Source organism: Rhizobium rosettiformans (genome assembly GCF_016806065.1).
In the GTDB taxonomy this organism is placed as follows: Bacteria; Pseudomonadota; Alphaproteobacteria; order Rhizobiales; family Rhizobiaceae; genus Allorhizobium.
Window position 1 is genome coordinate 128,906 of record NZ_CP032406.1, and the last position, 22,050, is coordinate 150,955.

General features: G+C 60.4%; 17 protein-coding genes and 2 pseudogenes. 6 read left to right on the forward strand and 13 right to left on the reverse strand.

The genetic code is table 11. The annotated features are described in order from the left end of the window. Positions 1–10: 10 nt before the first annotated feature. Entirely contained in the window at positions 11–1,585 is a 1,575-nt protein-coding gene (locus D4A92_RS22175) for an ABC transporter substrate-binding protein (RefSeq protein WP_203020692.1), read from the reverse strand. Positions 1,586–1,727: 142 nt separating this feature from the next. On the opposite strand from D4A92_RS22175, the gene D4A92_RS22180 reads away from it, so the two are divergent. The 4 genes and pseudogenes from D4A92_RS22180 to D4A92_RS22195 all read left to right on the forward strand — a co-directional run bounded on the left by D4A92_RS22180 (position 1,728) and on the right by D4A92_RS22195 (position 5,818). Continuing rightward, entirely contained in the window at positions 1,728–2,384 is a 657-nt protein-coding gene (locus tag D4A92_RS22180; protein ID WP_203020694.1) for a GntR family transcriptional regulator, read from the forward strand. 146 nt (positions 2,385–2,530) lie between these two features. Continuing rightward, on the forward strand, positions 2,531–2,977 hold the full coding sequence (locus tag D4A92_RS22185; RefSeq protein ID WP_203020696.1) for a DNA-binding protein: 447 nt from the start codon (positions 2,531–2,533) through the stop codon (positions 2,975–2,977). After that, positions 2,967–3,545 (forward strand): PIN domain-containing protein, encoded by a 579-nt coding sequence (locus D4A92_RS22190; protein ID WP_203020698.1) that lies wholly within the window; start codon positions 2,967–2,969, stop codon positions 3,543–3,545. The genes D4A92_RS22185 and D4A92_RS22190 overlap by 11 nt, the downstream gene beginning before the upstream one ends. Before the next feature lie 142 nt (positions 3,546–3,687). After that, positions 3,688–5,818, forward strand: a pseudogene (locus D4A92_RS22195) (hypothetical protein). A gap of 170 nt (positions 5,819–5,988) precedes the next feature. On the opposite strand, the gene D4A92_RS22200 reads toward D4A92_RS22195, so the two are convergent. The 11 genes and pseudogenes from D4A92_RS22200 to D4A92_RS22245 all read right to left on the reverse strand — a co-directional run bounded on the left by D4A92_RS22200 (position 5,989) and on the right by D4A92_RS22245 (position 17,542). After that, positions 5,989–7,083 carry a nucleotidyltransferase family protein gene (locus tag D4A92_RS22200; RefSeq protein WP_203020700.1) on the reverse strand — a complete coding sequence of 365 codons (1,095 nt, stop codon included), beginning with the start codon at positions 7,081–7,083 and terminating at the stop codon, positions 5,989–5,991. Positions 7,084–7,334: 251 nt separating this feature from the next. Then, positions 7,335–7,833 (reverse strand): annotated as a pseudogene (locus D4A92_RS22205) (DUF1403 family protein); the annotation flags it as partial. A 15-nt stretch (positions 7,834–7,848) separates the two neighbouring features. Continuing rightward, positions 7,849–7,980 (reverse strand): hypothetical protein, encoded by a 132-nt coding sequence (locus D4A92_RS25270; protein ID WP_281435271.1) that lies wholly within the window; start codon positions 7,978–7,980, stop codon positions 7,849–7,851. 468 nt (positions 7,981–8,448) lie between these two features. After that, a complete protein-coding gene (locus D4A92_RS22210; RefSeq protein WP_203020702.1) occupies positions 8,449–9,681 on the reverse strand; it encodes a type II toxin-antitoxin system HipA family toxin in 1,233 nt (410 codons plus the stop codon). Beyond that, entirely contained in the window at positions 9,681–10,058 is a 378-nt protein-coding gene (locus D4A92_RS22215) for a helix-turn-helix domain-containing protein (RefSeq protein ID WP_203020704.1), read from the reverse strand. Before D4A92_RS22215 ends, D4A92_RS22210 begins: the two co-directional genes overlap by 1 nt. A 276-nt stretch (positions 10,059–10,334) precedes the next feature. Further along, positions 10,335–11,624 carry an amidohydrolase family protein gene (locus D4A92_RS22220; RefSeq protein WP_203020705.1) on the reverse strand — a complete coding sequence of 430 codons (1,290 nt, stop codon included), beginning with the start codon at positions 11,622–11,624 and terminating at the stop codon, positions 10,335–10,337. Positions 11,625–11,640: 16 nt separating this feature from the next. After that, the gene (locus D4A92_RS22225) at positions 11,641–12,585 is read right to left on the reverse strand and encodes an ABC transporter permease (protein WP_203020706.1); all 945 of its coding nucleotides are present in this window, start codon (positions 12,583–12,585) and stop codon (positions 11,641–11,643) included. Further along, complete coding sequence (locus D4A92_RS22230) at positions 12,582–13,631, reverse strand: ABC transporter permease (protein ID WP_203020708.1); 1,050 nt, start codon at positions 13,629–13,631, stop codon at positions 12,582–12,584. The genes D4A92_RS22225 and D4A92_RS22230 overlap by 4 nt, the downstream gene beginning before the upstream one ends. Beyond that, on the reverse strand, positions 13,621–15,141 hold the full coding sequence (locus D4A92_RS22235; RefSeq protein WP_203020710.1) for an ABC transporter ATP-binding protein: 1,521 nt from the start codon (positions 15,139–15,141) through the stop codon (positions 13,621–13,623). Before D4A92_RS22235 ends, D4A92_RS22230 begins: the two co-directional genes overlap by 11 nt. After that, positions 15,138–16,547, reverse strand: coding sequence for an amidase (locus tag D4A92_RS22240; RefSeq protein WP_203020712.1), 1,410 nt, complete (start codon positions 16,545–16,547; stop codon positions 15,138–15,140). The genes D4A92_RS22235 and D4A92_RS22240 overlap by 4 nt, the downstream gene beginning before the upstream one ends. A gap of 8 nt (positions 16,548–16,555) precedes the next feature. Further along, the gene (locus tag D4A92_RS22245) at positions 16,556–17,542 is read right to left on the reverse strand and encodes a BMP family protein (RefSeq protein WP_153763818.1); all 987 of its coding nucleotides are present in this window, start codon (positions 17,540–17,542) and stop codon (positions 16,556–16,558) included. Between the two features lie 243 nt (positions 17,543–17,785). On the opposite strand from D4A92_RS22245, the gene D4A92_RS22250 reads away from it, so the two are divergent. Together D4A92_RS22250 and D4A92_RS22255 are read left to right on the forward strand one after the other, a co-directional pair. Then, positions 17,786–18,766 (forward strand): sugar-binding transcriptional regulator, encoded by a 981-nt coding sequence (locus D4A92_RS22250; protein WP_203020715.1) that lies wholly within the window; start codon positions 17,786–17,788, stop codon positions 18,764–18,766. A 61-nt stretch (positions 18,767–18,827) separates the two neighbouring features. Beyond that, entirely contained in the window at positions 18,828–20,882 is a 2,055-nt protein-coding gene (locus tag D4A92_RS22255) for a bifunctional aldolase/short-chain dehydrogenase (RefSeq protein WP_203020717.1), read from the forward strand. 100 nt (positions 20,883–20,982) lie between these two features. Here the strand turns inward: D4A92_RS22255 and D4A92_RS22260 are convergent, their stop codons facing one another. After that, the gene (locus tag D4A92_RS22260) at positions 20,983–22,026 is read right to left on the reverse strand and encodes a substrate-binding domain-containing protein (RefSeq protein ID WP_203020719.1); all 1,044 of its coding nucleotides are present in this window, start codon (positions 22,024–22,026) and stop codon (positions 20,983–20,985) included. Positions 22,027–22,050 lie beyond the last annotated feature (24 nt).

The following is a 22,050-nucleotide window of genomic DNA, read 5'->3' on the forward strand; positions in this document are numbered from 1 at the left end:
CAAGTTCATGTCACTGCTGTTTCTCGACATTCCAGTACAGCTGCAGGGGGCTCTCGATCATGCCGGAGACAGACTTGCTCCATCCGGACACGCCGTAATACTGACCCATGGGGATGAAGGTGACGATCTCGTTTGCACGCTCTTGGATTTGCACTGCGGCTTCTTTGCGTGCCGGCTCATCAGCAGCAAGCAGGAAGGCTTTCCACCGCGCCTGCAACTCTTCATCGCAAGGCCAACCGACAAACGCTTTTTCGCACGCACCTGTTACATACGGATTGGTCAGCGGATCCATCATGGCATCACCGCCAAAGGCCGTGAGGAACATGTTCCAGCCTCCCTCAGCCGGCGTCCCCTTGTTGTTACGACGCGAGAACATCGTCGCAAGATCCATCTGACGGTCATCGACAGTGAACCCTGCATTGCGAAGGGCCTGCACGAGTACAGTACCCATGTCGCGCTGGAACAACTGATCGGTAGGATGGAGGAAAGTGATCGGCGTCCCGTCGTACCCGGCCTCCTGTAGCAGGGCCTTGGCCTTCTCAGGATCGGAATTCATATAGCGGTCGCTGTTAACATCCGTCTCATAGGGAGCACCACACATGAAGATCGCGGCGCAAAGCTCATAGAGATCTGTGCGCTCGCCCAATAAGGTCGCCATGAAATCCTGCTGGTTGAGAGCCAACTGAACCGCCTGGCGTACCTTGATATTATCGAAAGGCGGTTGAGTGTGATTGAGGACGATCTGAAGACTTTTGCCGAGGAGCGGCTTCTTCGAGGCGACGAAATTCTCGTCATCTTCCAAAAGCGGAAGCTGGTCGTAAGCCACTTCAGTCACAAAATCGATTTCGCCAGCAAGCAGCGCATTTAGCGCGCTAGTATCGTCGGGGATGGTGATGCGTTCGATGCGATCGACCTTCGCGATCTTTCCCCCGGCCAAATTGCTGGGCGGCTCGCTACGCGGGACATAGCCCTCAAACTTTTCGACGACGAACTTAACGCCCGGCTGCCACTCGGCCAGTTTGAAGGGACCGGACCCAACCAGTTCCGGAAGCTTTTCACCGATTGGCGTCTTTGCAATACGCTCGGGCATGATGAACAGCGGATAGGCCGTCATGCGGCCAAGGCCGTTCAGCAGCTGCGAGAAAGGCTCCTTCAGGCTGATCCGAAACGAGGTCGCGCCGGTGGCTTCGATCTTTTCAAGGCGCGAGGCAATCTCCTGGCCAAGGCTGTCCTTACCCATCCAGCGATTGATGGATGCGATAACGTCAGCAGACGTGACCGGCGCACCGTCATGAAACTGGAGGCCGCTGCGCAACGAAAAATCGTAGACCTTGCCGTCATCACTGGTCGCGAATGTATCGACCATCTGAGGCTTGACCTCAAAGTTGGCATCGACTGCGAATAGTGTATCCCACAACAGATAAGACATGTCGCGCATTGGGTAGTTGGTGCTCAGCAGCGGGTCCATCTGTTGGATATCGCCGACATCGCGAATACGCAGCACGCTTTCCGCCTGTGCTACCGCAACTACTCCAATGGACAGCACAGTAGCTGCCGCAAGCGTCCTGATCAGTTTCGATATCATGTTAGCTCCTCCCTGAGCTCCTGACGAACTGACTTCCGCAGTCTATTGCATGCGATTGGAAGTCAGTGATAAGCTCACCTAACGCATCGTGCGCACAAATGTCAACCTCATGTATACATGAAACCTGTTCGGGTATGCTCAGATGAATGTTGAGGCAAAGAATAATCCGTCTCTCCGAGATCGGATCGAAGAGGCCATCGTTTCCGGAATCTTCAAACCGGGAGATCGCCTCGAAGAGCAAAGTCTGGCTGAACAATACGGGGTTTCACGCACGCCCGTCCGTGAAGCACTCAGACAACTGCAGGAGGCTGGCCTTGTCGAAATCAAACCGCGTCGTGGGGCGGCCGTTACGGTCGTCGGACCAGCCGATCTCATTCATATGTTCGAAGTCATGGGAGGACTTGAAGCTATGGCCGGTCGGCTCGCTGCGCGCCGTCTTGATGAGGCATCCAAACGAGAACTGCTAGCCTGTCACGAAGCCTGCAGGGCCGCGGCAACACAAGGCTCTGACGCCTACTATTACGAGAACGAGCGCTTCCACATGGCCATTTACCGTGCGAGCGGCAACCCGTTTCTCGAAGAGCAGGCGCGCTCACTTCATCGGCGGCTGAAGCCCTATCGCCGCATCCAGCTACGCTCGCTCAATCGCATTGAGCAGTCCTTTGCCGAGCACGACAAGATTGTTACCGCCATTGTCAACGGCCATTCAAGTGAAGCCGAACAGGCGCTATGGGATCACATCACGATCCAAGCAGATCGTTTTCACGACTTCCTGGCGGGTCTATCACGCGACAGATAGAGCGGCGGGGTACACACTATTGATGAGAATCGAACCAGCGTTCCGAAGAACGGCCCCTCCAATGCCACCATTACACCCAACCCGCACTTTCAGTTATTGCAGTTAGAGGCCTTGTTCGCTACATTGACGGCTAAGGAGATATCGTCATGGCCAGCCAAATTGTTCATTTCGCCAGACTGTCAGATCGCGACCGAAAGACGGCAGCGCCCCTACCAAAGTTTGTTGCCGGCGACAGGCTGGAACTCCACGTTCGTGGCGCAGGTGGCAAGGAGCGGACGCTCCCGATCCCGCCCTCAGCCGCCGCAGCTGTTGAAGCCCTTCTGGCGCACATGCTGCGCGGAGAGCGTGTTGCCGTGCTGGCCGAGGATCAGGAACTAAGCCCGAGCGAAGCTTCAGCCATCCTCGGCATCTCCCGCCCGCTCGTCGTCTTACGTATGGACCGGGGCGAGTTGCCATTCCGCTACGTCGGTAAACACCGCCGCGCCCTCCTTAAGGACGTGCTCGCGTTGAAGTCGAAGCTTGACAAACGACAAACGGCGATGGAAGCGCTAGCCGAGGACACAGAGGACCTGATCGAGACCTATGGCCTCTAATCCGCCAGTCGCGGTCTACGATGCCTGCGTCCTCTACCCCTTCCACCTGCGCAACATTCTGATCCAGTGCGCCTTCGATGGCCTCGTTGAGGTGCGCTGGACCGATGATATACATGACGAGTGGATGCGCAATCTCGCCGCCAACACACCAGGCTTGTCCATCGAACGCCTGGAAGCCACGCGCGACCGGATGAACGCTGTCCTCCCAGAGGCAGTCGTGGAAGACCATCGCCCGTTTATTGCGGATCTCACGCTACCGGATCCCGACGATCGACATGTCCTCGCAGCAGCCATCGCCGGCAAAGCCTCCGTCATCGTTACCTGGAACCTTAAGGACTTTCCCGCAAGAAACCTTCTCGCACATGGTGTGACCAGCAAGTCGCCAGATGATTTTCTTACCGATCTCCATACGGCGTTCTCGGAAGCGCTTATCTCCAGCGTCAGAAGTGCGAGGCATAATCTGCGCAAGACAATCCCATCGGTTGAGGCGTTCGTCGACTCGCTTGAACAAGGCGGGTTGAAGAAGTTTTCAGGGGTGCTTCGCCGGAACATAGCCGGATTGAAGTGAGCAGGATCCTTGAACTGCCGAGAGCGCCCCACGACTTCCGTGGGTTACCGTGTCGCCCTCGCCAGCTTTACGGACTTTTAACTGTCTGCCCCTAATTCCGCACGCCCTCGGCCTGAGGCACCGAGAAACTGCGGAATGACACATGCCAAACGAAGATCTTTCCAAACACCATTTTCAGAAGAAGATTTTGACCTACTGCGATGTCCGTATTGCACCCGTGGCGCCGGATTGGGTCGTAGAGAACATAAGGCCGTACCTTATCGGTTTGATCACTTGTCGAAAGACACCCGCTCTCGCGAACAATCGCTACGACTGGCGGCACATTGCACATGATTGCGGAATCGATGAAGCCCTGACGACAACGCTGAAGAAGCAACTGCGACCAGCGTTGGATGCGATCATGCGCTGGCTGAAGGAGCCGCCTGTGGAAAACGACGCTCCAAGAGGCAAAAGACCGCATGCAATGCTGAAAGCCGGCACTAGGAAAAGGATCACACCTTCCCCTTGCTGTCGTGGATTGAGGGCCAGCGTGTGCCTCGCTCGGTGGCCAGCTACGACGTACTGGGCCGTATCGAGCGCAGATACGGCCTGCCGAACGGCTACTTCAAAGCGAAACTGCCACATCAGTCCAGATCGCTATATGGCCACGATGTGGAGGACATCAGCCCGGCGGAGCGGCGCCGGCTTGCCTGGCATCTTCCCGACGACTTCGGCAGCCTGCCATTTTCGAAGCGCGAAGAGATTCTGGAATGGGTCCGGCGCGTCATCATCTCGGGGTCGACGGATTACAGACGTTTCCAGGCAGCAGCGACGAAGCAACGCTACGCGATCCGGTTCCCTGGGGTTACATATGGCGGGAGTGCGCTCACTCCTCGACTGGCAGCCTTTAGCTGGCTGCGAGATGAGGACGAAAAAGGGCCTACGACCGAGGCACTGGAGGATCCCGATCTGCTCTCCGGTGTCGTCGATGCACCCCCTCGGCTTGCGATGGAGATGGCAGACCTGATCCGCTTCAAGACGTCGACACTGACCGAGATAGGCTACCGCAGGAATGGCGTCTGGAATGAAGAGACAGCCAGCCAGAAGATCGAACATCTAGGCCTGATGTTTGGGGCACTTGCGGCATCCCCGAACGGGGTTGTCAAAGGTCGAGGCGTGCCGCTCAGCCAACTCACCTTCGGTCTCCTGATCTTCCCTGGCGTGTGGGACTGGTATTTGCAATGGCGGGAGCGCCGTCGCGGCTTCTTCACCAAATGGGAGGAAGACATGCTGATGGTGGCCATGGCCCTCACCCGCGCTGAAGTCGGCTGGATCCGCCAACATCCCGAACTGTTGCGCAACGTGAAGCCGATCGAAGGACTGATCACGACAGACGAGATTGATGCTGCTCGTCGAGATTGGCACGGTGCATGCGAGGATTTCCATCGCCATGCAGCCAACCGATCAAAAGAAATCCAGCGGGTGATGCGGGTCCACCGCGATCCGTTCGAGCCAATCATGTGCGTGCTCGAGGCAGATAGCCCGCTCGCTGAATATCGCAAGATCACCGAGGAGATCTTAAAGCGAATGCCCGATGAGCACCGTTACCCGAGAGCAGCCGCTGAGGCCGTCCGTTCGTTCTTGATGCTAAGGCTTGGCTTACATCTCGGCCTCAGGCAGAAAAACCTTCGGCAATTGCTGGTCTGCCCGCGCGGACAATTCCCGACGGCAGAACGCCGGCTGGAAGACATGAAGCGCGGCGAATTGCGTTGGAACGATCGGGAGCGTGGGTGGGAGGTCTTCATCCCGTCCAACGCGTTCAAGAACTCGGGCTCGTCTTTTTTTGGGCAGAAGCCGTTTCGTCTGGTACTGCCGGATCTTCTTGATCTCTATACCTATCTCAATGCCTATATCGAGCGGCATCGGAAGGTGCTGCTGGGGCGCGCGCCCGATCCGGGCACGCTTTTCGTCAAAACCGTCAAAACGACCAGTATCGATGCGGCGTATAATCAGACAACATTCTACGAGGCCTGGCGGTTGGCGATTCAGCGCTACGGCATATACAAACCGTACACCGGCCGCGGCGCGATTAAGGGCCTGCTACCGCATGGCCCCCACAATGTCCGAGACGTTCTCGCCACACACATCCTGAAGCAGACAGGATCCTATGAGCAGGCAAGTATGCCATCCAGGACACGCCCGACGTCGTGCAGCAGCACTACGAGCGCTTTCTGCCGCAGGACAAAGCAGCATTGGCGGCGCGGATCCTCAATCAGGTATGGGAGGCAGCGTAGCGTGGCGGATGCGTCGCTCAGCCCATTGCAGGCATGTGCGCAAAATGTCCATGTCCGTCTAGGGCACTGCCTGTCGTCTCCGCTTTGAGCAGAATCGGACTCTCGGCACCCTATTTGTCTGAGCCACTTCCAACGAGATCAGCAGCTTGGCATTCAATTTCAAGTACGGTCTATTCGCCAAAAGGAAGTTCAATTTCTTCGCGGTTTTTCTTTGCGCCGTCGATTAGGACCATTTTGAACCGGTCTGCATCTGGTGCCGGCAGCATCCCCGCCCCAATTCGGATAGCGTCTTGCCACGCAGGGCCGCGCTCCCATGCTTCGTTGTAGACGAGGGCCAGATCGGCGGAGCGCCTTGTCTGCTGCAGCGCCTCAAAAAGCAGCGCAGCCTGGCGAATGTCCTTCTCGCGCTTCGCTGGCCCTTGCCCGTCAGTGTGCCGACGGCTGGCGACGATGAGCTTATGGACGGCATACCGAGCCGGATCAGGGACAACGACTGGGATGCCGCTTCGGTGGAGCAGGATTGTCCTTACCGGTTCCCTGATGAGAAAGTCTAGAAAGCGTAGTGGATCCGCGCTGGCACCGCCAAGAGCAGGCATCTTCGCCGGCTGATCTACGTAGTCGTCCAAGCCACGGTTCGATGTCAGGAATTCAACTCTGTAGCCGTCGGCATTCTGAAACGCTGACGAGGCCCCTGATCCCGATCTATGTGGAACAGGCCGGAAACTGGCGTCGACGTCCTGCAGCAACTCCACGATCGGAGGCAGACTATCTTCAACTTCTCGACTGATGGCATAATAATGAGCGATGTCCGCATCGCCGGTCAGTATGGCAGCCATTGGAAGGCGCACGCCCAGCAGCCCTGAATAGCATTGAAAGGCCACCGTGCCGATGAGAACGCCACGGAGTCGAAAGAGCCCCCCATCGGCAAGAGCTTCGACAATGTCGCCCGACATGGCGTCGGGGGAAATCATCCCACCTTCGCGCGTCAGGGTATTTACCAACCGCCTGCGAGCGCGTAGGTCGTCCTTGTCCCGCTTATGGTCAGATACGCGTTGTGCTATATCCGGATCTTCAGCAGGACCAACATATCGACGTTTGGTACCACCGTGTCCATCCGGGATGTCGAAATACCAATACTTGCGTCCCTTGATGTTCGCGGGGGTGAATCGCCCCTCTGGAGGGAAATCAGCCGTCCAAGCGGCGTCGAGCGAGCGCTGACCTAGCTCGGCGAGCATAGTCTGGTACATGAGGTCGACGGATTTCATAAGCTCGACTCCGGCATTATACTGTTTTTCAAAAACAGTATAATGCTCGAAAGGATCGGTCGCAATACGGGACGCGAGTTCTACTCCTTGAAGGGATAAGAACCGACGACCCACCATAACTTCGGATCCAAGCCGGCAGATAAGCGAGCCAGATCATGCATCTGGTTCACTTGGAATGTCCGGAAGGGGGCCAAAAGCCGAATGGCAGCTTTTGGACTATTGATTTCCATTGAGAGCTGACCCGGCCATAACTATAGCTCGTGGATTAGGAACGACGATCGGCCGGCCAGTTCGCGCACGGCGTGAAATCCTTCGAGCCGCTCAAACAGGCGCGTCGCCGCCCAGCGGGACAGATGGCTGCCCCGAGCCGTTGCCGGCACGGCGTCCTCGAGCAGCCTTCGAATGACGAGACCGGCGTCCTTTGTCCTGACTTTCGGCGCTGCGGCGAAAAGCGCGCCCGCGCACCGGATGATCTCGTTCGCCGAGCGCAGGGCGCTGCCCGCCCCTCCGACCACGGCCAGGCAGACGGCGCGCGGAAAAGCGGGTTCACCCGGCCGCAACCCGTCCCCTGCCACTGAGCGTCTGGAACGCCGGGCCATTGCGCTCGGCCATCAGCAACGGCATGGGAAACGGCCATTTCAGCATTGTCGCGACGAGCATGTCGGCCAGTGCCCAAGCGAGCGGCTCGGCGTCCGGGCGGTCATGGTAGATTGCGCAAACGAGGTCCGCCGCGGCAAACGGTACGGTACGCCATAGCCGAGCCCGTTATGACGCAAAGGCCTTGTGATCCGCCCGGCAGTGTTCCCGGCATTCCACGGCTTTAGCCAGGTCAGATCCCCCTTTTTTCAGATCGGCAATAATCTTGTCCGTCACCTGGGCGTAAACATCGTTTCTCATGTCCCTTTTCCTTTGATCGGGTTGCGCATGCAACCGATCTGCCCCTTTGGCGAAGAGCGGGGGGAGCCCGTCCAGACCCAAAGGCGTCCGGGGTGGTGCGGGCGCAAGGCGCGAGCCTGAGCCACGGCCCGGACGGCTTTGCCCGAAGGGTTCAAGGTCTTGACGGGTGATGGGGCGCCAGCCCCCTTCTCATAAAGAGTATGTATGTGAAGCCATCGTCGCAGTTCTTTTGAAGCGAGGAGACGTCGCGGCTCGCATCGACATCCAAAGGCTTTGCCTCGGGACGAACGGACGTTTCGAGCTGCTGCATCTGATCACCCGGAAGCTAAACCCGCGCTCAGATGATGATCCGTTCCTGAGGAGGGCGTGGCGCCACGCCTGTCGTCGCGCAATCAATCCAACATCTGGTGGCCCTGCACAAAAATGCCAGATATGACCTATAAATAATCATAAAACGTCGAATATGACTTATAAATGTAACGCGATGACCGTCTCATCGCTGTGAAACGCTGGCTCATACTCACGAGCCAGCGCGCCAGAAACACCGACGCTCCGGAACGCGTCTCGCCATTCGTCCGAGATGCCCCGAGCGATGGTGCGGATCATATCGCGTGCCTCCGCCTCCGGGATTTCGAAAAACGCGCAGGCTTCCAGGGCAAGTTTGATCGACCGGTCATGGGGGCCACCCTCGAGGATCGCCGTCTCAAGATGCGCGTTTCGGTCCGGCGCCGGGTTCACGTCAAATACCGGCGACAAGCGCCACCGGCCCGCCCCCGCATAGAGGAAGCCGTGATTCTTCAGGTGATCGTCCTTGTTAGAGACGAGGATTGTGAAGACAAGTCGGCGGTAGAGCTCGCGGAAATCGGCCACGGGATCGGGTGAATGAGACCGCATGAAATCGACGATCTCGGTATAGGAGCCGAGTTCCGAGCCCGTCTTGCCGAGCGCAGTGCGGGCGGAGATGTAGGGTATCCGTGTCGCTCCACGCCGATCAAAGCGCTGGATGAGGGCTACTGGAAACGGGCTATCCGCCAACTCCAGCCGCGCCTCGGGAGCGCGGATACCGCAGGCCGCCGCTAGGCGAAGGGTCGCGACCTCTACCCGCTCGATCGGATGCTGATCATGGACGGAGGTAAACTTCGCCAGCCATAGCGTATCGCCATCGCTGATATTGGCCTTGGGGCGAGCGCCCCCGGAGCCGCCGGCCCCGGCCAGCGCCTGCATGTCCTCAGGGCTGATATCCTTTCCCTGCTCATAGGCCCGGGCGATCGCTGTGATGGTTTCGAGGTTGATAAGACGCGGTACGGGCTGGATTGCCTTACCCCGAATGACCTCGCCCTTGTCGTCCAGAAAGCGCAACGCCCCTTGTCGGCAGGCATCGTCCGAAAGGGTAAGATATTCGAATTCATTCAATCCATTGCCATAGGCGCGTTCCAGCAGCCTGCGCCCCCAACTGTCGGGGGCTGCATCAGCGAACACACCTGCCAACGCGTCACGCATGTTGCCGGGCTGGCCCGAGGTATGAAACGGGCCCGCCTCCAGTGAAAAATCTGGCTGAATGGCGAAACCGCGAGGGCTACCGATCCAGGAAGCGGAATAGGTGAATGTTGAAAACTGCCGCGGCCCGACATGCGTGAACCGCAATTGGCCGGCGGGCGTCAGGCTTTCGCCAAGAGCCACATTGGCGACGAAGTCTGCCATCAGAACGAAACCCCGTCGGGGTCCACGATGTCCTGGTGCTCCTGTGCAGTCTCGGATTGAGCCTTCTGCTTCCGGAGTGTCGCCGCAAAAGATCGTCCCCGACGCGGGCCCTGTTCCATCGATAGCGCCAGGCCAAGATCATCCTTGCGGACATCGATGAGGTCGGCCAGGCGTTCCAGAAGGCCAAGGACAAGCAGCACATCGGCAAGTGTCCCGATGGCGACGCCGGGATCGCCACGTTCAAGGCGGGCAATGGAGCTTGGCGATGTTCCGGCACGCATGGCGAGATCGGCGATGGCTATGCGCCGCCGCAACCGCGCGTGTCGGACATCCTGTCCCAGCCGTTCAAGGGCTGGCTTCACTTTGGGAGAGCCCATCTCAGTTTTCCAAATTTGAATTAGTAAAATGGATAAATTGTCATATATGACTGATTGTGACTCTCGTCAACAGGTCTGTCTGGGTGCACGTCCTGGTCGTGCGAACCGTGTTGCGAGCGCCGCCATTCTTCAGAACATATTTCAAGCGATGAACGCGCGAGGCAATTCATCTGGAATCGGAAGATTACACTCAAGCCATTGCCACGGCTCAGTGGAGATCAGCAGCCTCCGCGTCTAGGCGGTCCATCTCAACAAACAGAATGAGGCCGGTCCCGTTCAGACCTTCGGCACATAATCAAGACCCGGGTCAATGCGAGCTGGACGTCCCGCCAGAAACAGCTCGCCGATACGCGGCGCGCTGCGCGAGATGACTTTGCCGCCCTTGACGACGCAGAGCCGGGTTGGCTTCAGCCTGAGCGCCTCGATCACGTCGGCCGCCTGCAGGATCACGAGATCGGCCTTGCATCCGACCTCAAGGCCATAACCTTCGAGCCCCATTGTTCTCGCCGAATTGACGGTCAATGCGTCGAAGATCTGCTTCTTGTCCTCGATGCCACCCATCTGCGCTACATGGATTGCCATGTGACCGACTTCGAGCATGTCGGCAGAGCCCATGGAATACCAGGGGTCCATGGTGCAATCCTGGCCGAAAGAAACGTTGAGCCCGGCCGCCATCAGTTCGCGCACGCGGGTGAGCCCGCGCCGCTTGGGGTAGGTGTCGTGCCGGCCCTGCAGCATGATGTTGATCAACGGATTGGGAATGACGTTGATCTCAGCCTCGGCCATCAACGGGATGAGCTTCGAGACGTAATAGTTATCCATGGAATGCATGGAGGTCAGATGCGAGCCGGCGACGCGGCCCTGCAAGCCATGGCGGATGGTCTCGGCAGCAAGCGTTTCGATGTGGCGCGACATTGGATCGTCGGTCTCATCGCAATGGATATCCACCGGCAGACCGCGCTCTGCCGCGAGCCGGCAAAGTGCTTCGAGCGACAGTCGCCCCTCGTCCATGGTGCGCTCGAAATGCGGAATGCCGCCGACGATGTCGATCCCCATGTCGAGCGCTCGCTCCAGTGATCTCACACCCTCGGCCGCGCGGTAGTAGCCGTCCTGCGGGAAGGCCACGAGCTGCAGGGTGATATAGGGCGCCACCCGCTCGCGTACCTCGATCAGGGCTTCTGCCGTGACCAGCCGCGGATCAGAGGTATCGACATGGCTGCGTATGAAGAGCAGGCCCTGCGACACGGCGAGATCGCAGTAGCGCAACGCGCGGTCAACCAGCGCCTCCCTGGTCAGCTGCGGCCGCAATTCGCCCCAGAGCGCAATACCTTCGAGGAGAGTGCCCGACACATTCATCCGCGGCATGCCGAGCGACAGCGTCGCATCCATGTGGAAATGCGGATCGCAGAAGGGTGGACTGACGAGGCGGCCAGTTGCGTCGATGTCCTCGCCGGCGACGGCGTCAAGATGTTTCTCGATGGCGGCAATGTGCCCGCCGGTAAGCCCGATATCAAAACCCTGGCGGCCGTCAGGCAGATTGGCGTTTCGCACGATTAGATCGAACATGGGAGACCTCTTGGCTTCAGCGCTCGCCGCGCCGGTAGGGTTGCATCAGTGCCTGGGGAACGCGGGCGCGGCGCGCCATGACGGCGAGTGCCACGATCGACAGGACATAGGGGATCATCAGGAAGAGCTGGTAGGGTACGGTTCCGCCAAGCGTCGTTTGCAGACGCAGTTGGAAGGCATCGAAAAAGGCGAAAAGCAGGGCTCCAATCAATGCCCGCTCCGGCCGCCACGAGGCAAAGACCACCAGTGCAATGCAGATCCAACCGCGCCCCTGTACCATGGTCGGGAAGAAGCTGTTGAAGGCCGAGAGCGTGAGGAAGGCCCCGGCCATGCCCATCAGCGCGCTGCCGGCCATGACGGCGCCGTAGCGGATCACCATAGGGTTGATACCCTGGGCTTCGGCGGCATGTGGGTTCTCGCCGGTCATGCGGATCGCAAGTCCCAGCGGGGTGCGGAAGACGACATAAGCAAGAACGAGCGCGAGCAGGATGGCAAGATAGGTCGGCGGTGTCTGGACAAAGAAGGCTGGACCAACGAAAGGCAGGTCGCTCAGGCCCGGGATCGCAATCGGCTGGAAAGGCTGGATAGTCGGAGGCGTGCCGGCGACGGGCACCAGCAGGCGGAAAACGTAATAACTGAAGCTCGAGGCAAAGAGTGTGACTCCAAGGCCGGAGACATGCTGGGACAGGCCGAGCGTGACCGTCAGCACCGAATGCAGCAGGCCGAACACGGCCCCGGACAGTGCCGCAACGAGGAAACCGGTCCACAGGTCCGCCCCGTTATAGACGGCGAGCCAGCCAATCATCGCGCCGAAGGTCATGATGCCCTCGATGCCAAGATTAAGCACGCCTGCCCGCTCGCAGAGCAGGGCACCGAGCGTGCCAAGAATGAGCGGGGTGGCGATCCGCAGGACCGCGCCCCAGAGGCCGGCAGAGGCGATGATATCGACGACCTCGTTCATCGGCGGATCCTGTACTGCGTGAAGAAGACGGCGATCAGCATGGTGAGAAGCGATAAAGCGACGATGACATCGGCGATGTAGCTTGGAATGCCCATGCTGCGGCTCATCCCGTCGGCGCCAACGAACATCGTGGCGGTGAAGAGGGAAGCGAGTACGACGCCGAGCGGATTAAGATTGGCGAGCATGGCCACCACAATGCCGGAATAGCCGTAACCTGGCGACAGATCGGTGGTGACATAGCCCGTCACACCCATGACCTCGACGGCACCGGCAAGTCCCGCAAGTCCGCCGGAAAGGCAGGCGACGGCAACGAGGGTCCGGCCGAGAGGCACGCCGGCAAAGGTCGCAGCCTGGGGATTGAGACCAGCGGCCCGGGACTGCATGCCAAAGACCGTGCGCGACTGGACGAAGGCAAGCACGACAGCGAGCACCACCGCAATGACGAGGCCAAGATTGAGCCTTGAACGGGCCAGCAGCTTGGGCAGCATGCCGGCATCGGCGACCGGCTGCGACTGCGGCCAACCGAAGGCCATGGGATCCTTCAGCACCGTGTCGATCAGCATTGAGACGAAAAGCACCGCGACGAAATTCAGGAGAAGCGTCGTGACCACCTCATCGACCGAAAAGCGCAACCTTAGCCACAGCGGCACAAGTAGCAGCACCATGCCCGCCACCGCCCCAAGAACAAGCAGCACGGGGATCTGCAGCGCCGCCGGCCAGTCGCCGACCAGCTGCGAGCTGACCGCCGCGACTGTGATCGCGCCGATATAGAGCTGCCCTTCGGCGCCGATATTCCACAGGCGCGCCCGAAAGGCGACAGCCGCCGCAAGCCCGGTCAGGATCAGCGGTGTCGCGCGCGTCAGGGTCTCGGTGGCCGAGAGCCGGGAGCCGAAAGCGCCCTTGAGGATGCCCCAATAGGCCTCCAGGACCGGCGCCCCGGCGAGGGCAATAAGCCCACCGGCAATTGCCAAGGCCGCGACGATGGCGATTAGCGGTGTCGCCACCACGAGCGCTACTGAGCGATGTTCGCGCCGCTCAAACCGCATGGACGACCTCTTTTTCCCATTCGCCGGACATCATCAGGCCAAGCCTGCGCGCCGAAGCTTCCTCTGCCGGGATTGGCGGCGAGAGCCGACCGCCGACGATCGCCTGGATGCGATCGGCAAGCGCCATGACCTCGTCGAGATCCTCGGAAATCAATAGAACCGCCGTTCCCTGCCGCCGTGCCTCCAGGATGCGTTCATGGACGGCTGCCACGGCACCTTCGTCGAGCCCTCGGGCAGGCTGGGCCGCAAGCAGGATGCGCGGGCGATTGATCAGGTTGCGCCCGAGAATGAGCTTCTGCATGTTGCCGCCGGAGAGGAGCCGGATGCGGCTTGCCGGGCTGCCGCCACGCACGTCGAACTGGTCGATGATACGCTGGGCAAGCGCCAGACCCGCAGCACGCTGCACGAGGCCGTTTTTGGAAAAATCCGCCAGGCGCTCGAGAACGACATTTTCCCAGATCGACATCTCTCCGATCACGCCGTCCTTGTTCCGGTCCTCGGGGATGCGGCCAATCCCCAGGGCTACGGCATCGGCGACCGATAGCGCGCCGACCGCCTCGCCGAACAGCAGCAGGTCCCCAGAGGTCTTTGCCAGCGTGCCGGAGAGCAATTGGGCAAGGTTTGCCTGGCCATTGCCGGACACGCCGATGATGCCGAGCACCTCGCCAGCCCGCAGCCTAAAATCGATTGCCTTCAGCCGGTCGACCCCGCCGACACGGACGGTGACGGCTGCGGCCTCAAGCACGATCTCGCCGGGCGTGGAAGCCTCACGCACCGGCCGCGTGACGGTGCGCCCGACCATGAGTTCGGCAAGCTCGGCCTTGCTCGTCTCAACAGCCAGGCGCTCCGCGACATGCCGGCCACCGCGGAGCACCACGATGCGGTCTGCCGTCGACATCACCTCGTCCAGCTTGTGCGAGATAAAGATCAGCGACAGGCCCTGGGCCGCCATGTCTTTCAGCGTCGCAAAGAGCCGTTCCGCCTCGATCTGGGTCAGGACGGCGGTCGGCTCGTCGAGCACCAAAATCCGGGCATCGTTATAGAGGGCTTTAAGGATCTCCACCCGCTGCTGTTCGCCGACCGAGAGATCGCCGAGGCGGGCATCCGGATCGACCTTCAGGCCGAAGCGTTCGGCGATTGAGAGCAGCCGGGCGCGGGCCTGCGTCCGACGAGACCGAAAGGACCAGAGGCTTTCGGTGCCGGTTGTGACATTTTCCAGCACGGTAAGGTTCGGGGCGAGCGAGAAGTGCTGGTGGACCATGCCGATTCCTGCGCGGATCGCGGCACGCGGCTTGCCTGGTGCCAAGTCGCGGCCATCGACGCGCACATGGCCGGTATCAGGAACATAGTGGCCGAACAGGATGCTCATCAGGGTCGTCTTGCCGGCACCGTTTTCGCCGAGAAGAGCGACGATTTCGCCCTTGCCGAGGCTGAGGGAGATATCGTCGTTAGCGAGCGTCTGGCCGAACCGTTTGCTGACACCGGATATTTCGAGAACGGGTGTGTTCATGCGTCCAATCCTGCGACGGGAAAGCGATGCTGCCAGCGGCCATCCTGCTCCAGCACGGCAGCGAGCCGCAAGAGCAATGCATCCGCCCCCATCGGTGCAATCATCTGCACCGGCAAGGGCAGCCCGTGCTCGTCAGCGCCGAATGGCAAAGTGATCGCTGGAAAGCCGGAGGCATTGGCCAGCGCTGCCAGCGGCGCAAAGGCCGCCATGCGCTCGAAATGCAGGTCAGTGTCGGCATGATCGCTCGGAAAGCTGCCAACCGGCAGCGGTGCCGAGGCCAGCATCGGCGCAATCAGGCAGTCCAGGCCGTCGAACAGCCGCCACAGATCACGGCTGACCAGAACCATGGCATTAAGGCTCTGCCAAAGGCTACGGGCCGACAGGGCAAGGCCCCGCTCGATCACGGCCTGCGTCAGGCGCTCGGTCCGCGTCGCATCGAGATCAAAGTGCGTGATCGTCTCGGCGAGATTGATGCAGACGATGTCGACAAAGATCCGGCGACTGATCGCGGAGATGGCCTCGATCTGGCTGAAAGCGACCGGCACAAGGACATGGCCGTCGCGTTCGAGCCGGCGCGCGGCCTCCTCAGTTGCGGCGGAGCGCTCGGGTTGGGTCGGATGGTCGGATCCGGTCGCGGTGAGAACACCGATGCGCATCCGCCCTTCGGGAACATCAGCCAACGCGACCGGTGGAAATGGACCGCAGGCATGCCCGCCAAGGACCGCAAGAATGGCCGAGGTATCGCGCACCGAACGGCAGACGGCCAGTTCGGTCGCGATGCCGCCCAAGTGGTTGCCGAAATGCGGGCCGGCCGGCATCAGGCCACGGCTGGGTTTGAGACCGACAAGACCACAACAGGCCGCCGGCACCCGGATAGAACCACCAGCATCCGTGGCATGGGCGATCGACACGATCCCGGCCGCCACGGCCGCGGCCGCCCCGCCAGACGAACCACCGGCGGACAGAGCGGGTGCGAGCGGATTGCGAGTAATCGGACCGATCTCAGGTTCGCTGGCAAGTGACAGGCCGAATTCGGGGCTGGTGGTCAGGCCAAAGAGACAGAACCCGGCGGCGCGGAACCGTCCCGCGAGATCGCAATCGACGTGACCGCCGCCACGCCCGATGAGCCGGGAGCCAGCCGCGACTGGAAATCCGGCGAAAGGACCGCCGAGATCCTTGGCGAGCGTGGGCACTCCCCCAAAGGTCATGGGCGGACTGTCAGGATCTGCTGTCGATCGGGCAGTAAAACTACGGGCCGCTTCCAGCCCGAGCTCCGCATCGATATGGGCGATGGCGCCGAATTCCCGGTATTGGTCCGCGGAGGCAAGTGCAGCCTGCATGGCCTCGATGGCGGAGAGGCGACCGGAGCCGATCGCCTCTGCCAGATCCGTTGCGTCTGAACGCATGGACGGGCTTACTTCGGCTCGTCCATCACTTTCGGAACTTCGAATGTGCCGGCTTTGATCTCGGCACGCTTGGCCTCCATCGCCGCTTCGGCATCGGCCGGAGCCGTACCCTTGACGTAGAGGATGTCACTGCCGCCTTCCTTCATCAGGCCATAGGCGGTATAGTCGCGACCTGTCGGCTTGCCGGCGGCAACATCGGCGATTGCGGCGTTGAGGATCGGGCGGAAGTTCCAAAGGGCGTTGGCGAAGACGGTTTCCGGATAGCGCGGGGTGTAATCGACCAGCGAGCCGATCGACTTGATGCCACGCTCCTTGGCGGCATCAGCCGTGCCAATGCGCTCGCCGAAGAGGATGTCGGCGCCGGCGTCGATCTGGGCAAGGCCAGCCTCGCGCGCCTTTGGCGGGTCGAAAAAGGTGCCGATGAAGGTCACGAGATGCTTGGCATCCGGATTGACTGCCTTGACGCCGGCGGCGAAGGCATTGATCAGCATATTGACTTCCGGGATCGGCATAGCGCCGACCGAGCCGACGACGTTGGACTTGGTCATCTTGCCCGCCAACATGCCGGCGAGGTAAGCGCCGTCGAAGTTCCAGGTGCCGAAGACGCCGAAATTATCCCCCGACTGCTGGCCGCTTGATCCCATGACGAAGGCCGTCTCGGGATAGTCAACCGCCACTTCGCGGGCCTGTTTCTCGACCGGGAAAGTTTCGCCGATGACCAACTTGGCGCCCTGCTCGGCATATTCGCGCATGGCGCGCGGATAGTCGGTGCCGGACACGCCTTCGGAGAAGACATATTCGATCGCCCCTTCGGCCGCAGCATCTTGAAGCGCTTTGTGGAGGACGGAATTCCAAGCATTTTCAACGGGCGAACCGTGAACACCGGCCACTTTGATCGGTGCTGCGGCACGCGCTGTGGGAATGAAAGTCGAGGCACTCAGGGCAAGACCCGACGCAATAATGCTGCGCCGGGAGATCAGGATCTCTCTGGACATTGGCGGTTCCCCATTTTTTACCAATTGGTTTAAAGGGGTAAGGCAAGCCTAAAAAAGTGTCAAGGACGAGTCTTGTGCATAAAATAGACAAAGCAGCCGGTTCTGACAGTCGAAGCGGACGGGGGTGGCTCGGTGGCGTCCTGGCAGAGCGCCTACTGCTACACAAGCCATCGTCACACACACCGAGGTTGACTTTTGTCAGCGGTAGTGAATTATGTCAGAGCCACCTGATGAGAACAACATATGCCGATCCGCGCCTCCGACCAAATCATTCACAAGGCCGCCTGGCTCTACTACACACATGGGCTTCGTCAGGACGAAGTGGCGCAAAGGCTCGAGATCTCCAGAGCTTCGGTCGCCATGTATCTTCGCAGAGCGCGCGAGATGGGCATCGTCACGATCACCACCTCCTCGGAGCTGTTTTCCGATGACGTCCTGGCACGCGAACTTGAGGACGCAACGGGTCTGACGACCGTCTGGATCGTGCCGGAAGACCGCCAAGCGATGGATCCGGCGGCCGAGATGCCTGTCGTGGCCGCGTCCGTCTTTCTGGAGCTGATAAACAAGGGTGAGAGGGTAGGCGTGGCCTGGGGCCGCACCGTCTACCACATCGCCGACGTCATGCCATTTGCTGACTTGCGCGGAGTCACTGTTGTTCAGCTCTGCGGCAACTTGGGAGCCCCCTACTCCTATCGCCCAGATCAATGCACCACGGAAATTGCCCGACGACTTAACGCGGAAGGCATCAATTTTTACGCGCCGCTGGTGCTCTCCTCGGAACGGCTGGCCGATGAGTTACGCGGCGAGCCGGTCATCCAGGAGCAGCTTGCCGCTATTTCCGACTGCCAGTTGGCGCTCTATTCCGTCGGCGGCATCGAGGCTGACAGTCACCTCGTCAAATGCGGTGCCCTTTCGGCGCAAGGCATGCACGAAATGGGTGAACTGGGGGCAGCAGGCGTCATTGCCGGGCAGCTCATCGATCAGGACGGCCGCTGGATGGATTGCGCCCACAATCGGCGCTGCATCTCTGCGGATCTTGATTCCATCCGGGCGATCAGGAAGCGAATGCTCGTCGTCCAGGAAGACAACAAGTTCGAACCGTTGATTGCGGCATTGAAGGGTGGCTTTGCCTCGCATCTTGTCGTCACCACCTCGATGGCGCGAAGGGTTTTGCAACACTGGAGCCACGAAGGGCTCGGCAAGGTGGGTTCGGGCAAGGCTTGAACCTCTAAAGCTTCGGTCCACCGATGCCGGTCGGACCGGTATATCGGGGAGGTTGAATATCATGGAGAATCTCTGGCGCGATGACGAGGCCGAACGGTTCGTTGCAAGCTATGCCACGAAGGGCGTCAATCGCGACCTGGCGCTACGCACCTACACGACACGTCTTCTAGGGGGGGAGCCGCGGCTTGTCCTGCACGGCGGCGGAAACACGTCCGTCAAGACCGAGGTAACCGATCTCGTTGGCGACACCCATGCCGTCCTCTGCGTCAAAGGCAGTGGCTGGGACATGGGCAGTATCGAACCGGCGGGCTTGCCGGCCGTGAAGCTCGCTTCGCTCCTGAAGAGCCGCAAGCTGGCGACACTCTCCGACGGGAACATGGTGACGCTTCTGCGCGCGAACCTGATTGACCCGGGTGCCCCCAATCCATCCGTGGAAGCACTTCTACACGCCTTCCTGCCCCACAAGTTCATCGACCACACCCATTCGACGGCGATCCTTGCCATCGCCGACCAGGCAGAGAGCCGGGAAATGAGCCGCGATCTTTTCGGCAGCAAGATGGGTTTCGTGCCCTACATCATGCCGGGTTTTGCGCTTGCGAAGGCGGCGGCGGAGGTGTTCGACCAGGATCCCACAGTCGAGGGACTGATCCTCGACAAACACGGGATTTTCACCTTCGGCGACACGGCCCAAGAAGCCTATGACCGGATGATCCACTATGTCACGGTTGCCGAGGATCATGTCAGGAACAACGGTCGCAATCCGTTCACGCCGGTCAGTATCCCGACCGAACTCGCAAGTGTGGGCGATGTCGCCCCGCTCTTGCGCGGTGCCGTCGCCGTATCCAAAGGCGAAGGCCGCTACGACCGCATGGTCAACGTGTTCCGCACCTCGCCGCAGATCCTGGAATTCGTCAATGCGGCCGAGGTCGCCGACATGGCCGCCAGAGGTGTATCCACCCCAGACCTCTCGATCCGCATAAAGACCGGCCCGATGGTACTGCCAGCGCCTTCCAGGGACGACATCCCTGGTTATCGCGCTGTAATCGACGAGAGGGTTGCCGCCTTCGCTGCTGAATATACAGAGTATTTCCGCAGCAACGACGCCCGCGACGACGTCGTGCGCATCATGCTCGATCCCATGCCACGCCTGACGCTGGTACCGGGCCTTGGCATGTTCGGCCATGGCCGAACCTTCAAGGATGCAACAATCGCGGCGGATGTCGGCGAGATGTGGATCGAAGCAGCACGCGACGCAGAATCGGTGGGGCGGTTCGAGCCAGTGAGCAGGCCCGATCTTTTCGACCTGGAATACTGGTCGCTGGAACAGGCAAAGCTCGCCGGCACCAAGCCAAAACCCTTTACGGGCCAAGTCGCCGTAGTCACCGGTGGAGCCGGAGCCATCGGTGCAGCAATCGTCAAGGCATTTGCAGCCGAGGGCGCGCATGTCGTGGCCCTCGATCTCGACGGTGACAAGGCGGCGGCGACGGCCAGGTCCGCCGGGAACAGCGCGATTGGCATCGCCTGCGACATCACCGATCCTATCTCCGTGCGTGCCGCCTTCGACACGACGGTCGCCACCTTCGGGGGCGTCGACATCGTGGTATCGAATGCCGGTGCGGCATGGGAAAGCCCGATCGCCACCATGGATGATGCGCTGCTCCGCCGGAGCTTCGAACTGAACTTCTTCGCTCATCAGACGGTGGCACAGAATGCGGTGCGCATCATGAAGGCGCAACAGACCGGGGGTGTGCTTCTGTTCAATGCCTCCAAGCAGGCGGTCAATCCGGGAGCCAAATTCGGTGCATACGGCCTGCCGAAGGCCGCCACCCTCTTCCTGTCGCGCCAGTATGCACTGGAGCATGGAGCGGACAACATCCGGGTGAACGCCGTGAATGCGGATCGCATCCGCTCTGGTCTGCTCAACGACGAGATGATCGCCAACCGTGCTGCCGCCCGTGGCCTTTCCGTAAAGGAATACATGGGAGGCAACCTGCTCGGCCTGGAAGTCACGGCCGAGGATGTGGCACGGGCATTCGTACACCACGCACTCGCCGAACGCACGACCGCCGATGTCACCACTGTCGACGGCGGCAACATCGCAGCGGCGATGCGCTGACCTTCCGAACGGATCGGGCATTTGCCCGATTTGCTTCGCCACCTAAAACAAAAGGGGCGGTCCGCCGGACCGCCCCTTCTTCATTGCGATGGACAGGAATTCAAGGCTTGGGCATCCATTCCGGCATAGCGACATCTGCATGCGCGAATTGCGGCAGCTTCGCACCCAGTTCTTCCATATTCTTGATGTCCTGCTCGCTCAGGTCCTTCTGCGTGATGAGCGTTGGCGGCACGATGACCTGCTTGCCCGGATCTTCTCCGGCCAGCAGCATGGCAAGTGTCCGCACGGAAACCTGGCCGACGACCGCCGGGTTTGTCGCGGCGGTCGCAACCCAGGCGGAGCCCGGCTCGCGCATCGCGGCGATGTCGGAGGTCGAGATATCGGCGGAATAGATCTTGACGCTGGAGGACATACCCGCTTCGTCGACGGCGATCTTCACACCCTTGGCGAATTCATCGTAAGGCGCGAACATCACGGTAATGTCGGGATTGGCCGAGATGACCGAACGGGCCTGGTTGGCGACCGAATTGGCAATCGGGTTGTCCATCGTGCCGAACTGGGCCGCCTCGTTGATACCCGGATACTTGGCCTTGAATTCTTTCCATGTCTCATCGCGGCGGTCGAGTGGCGCAATGCCGGCGACGTAAACATAGCCGGCCTTGAAGCTCTCACCATTGTCCTTCACAGCCTCCTCAAGCGCCAGGCGGGCCAGATCCCGGTCGGACTGTTCGACCTGCGGGATCATGTCGTTTTCGACATTCACGTCGAAGGCAACGACCTTGATGCCAGCGTCGACTGCACGCTGAGCAGCTTCCTTCATCGACTCCGTGAGCCCGTGCTGGATGATGATGCCCTGCACGCCAAGCGCGATCGCCTGATCCACCATGTCGGCCTGGAGGGCCGCGTCCTGCCGGCTGTCAAGGACCTGAAGCTGGACACCGAGCGCCTTGGCCTGCGCCTCCACCCCGGCGAGGTATGACTGGAAGAAGTCGCCTGTCGACAGGTAGCGCACGAGCGCGATCTTGACGTCACTGGGGTTGTCGAACGGCTTGGGCATATCGGCTGCAAAGGATGGTGCCACGAATGTCGTTGCAGCCATCAGTCCGAGCGTCATCCTGCCGAGGGTTCTTCGTGTAAAATGCATTTCGGTCTCCTCCACTTTGAACAT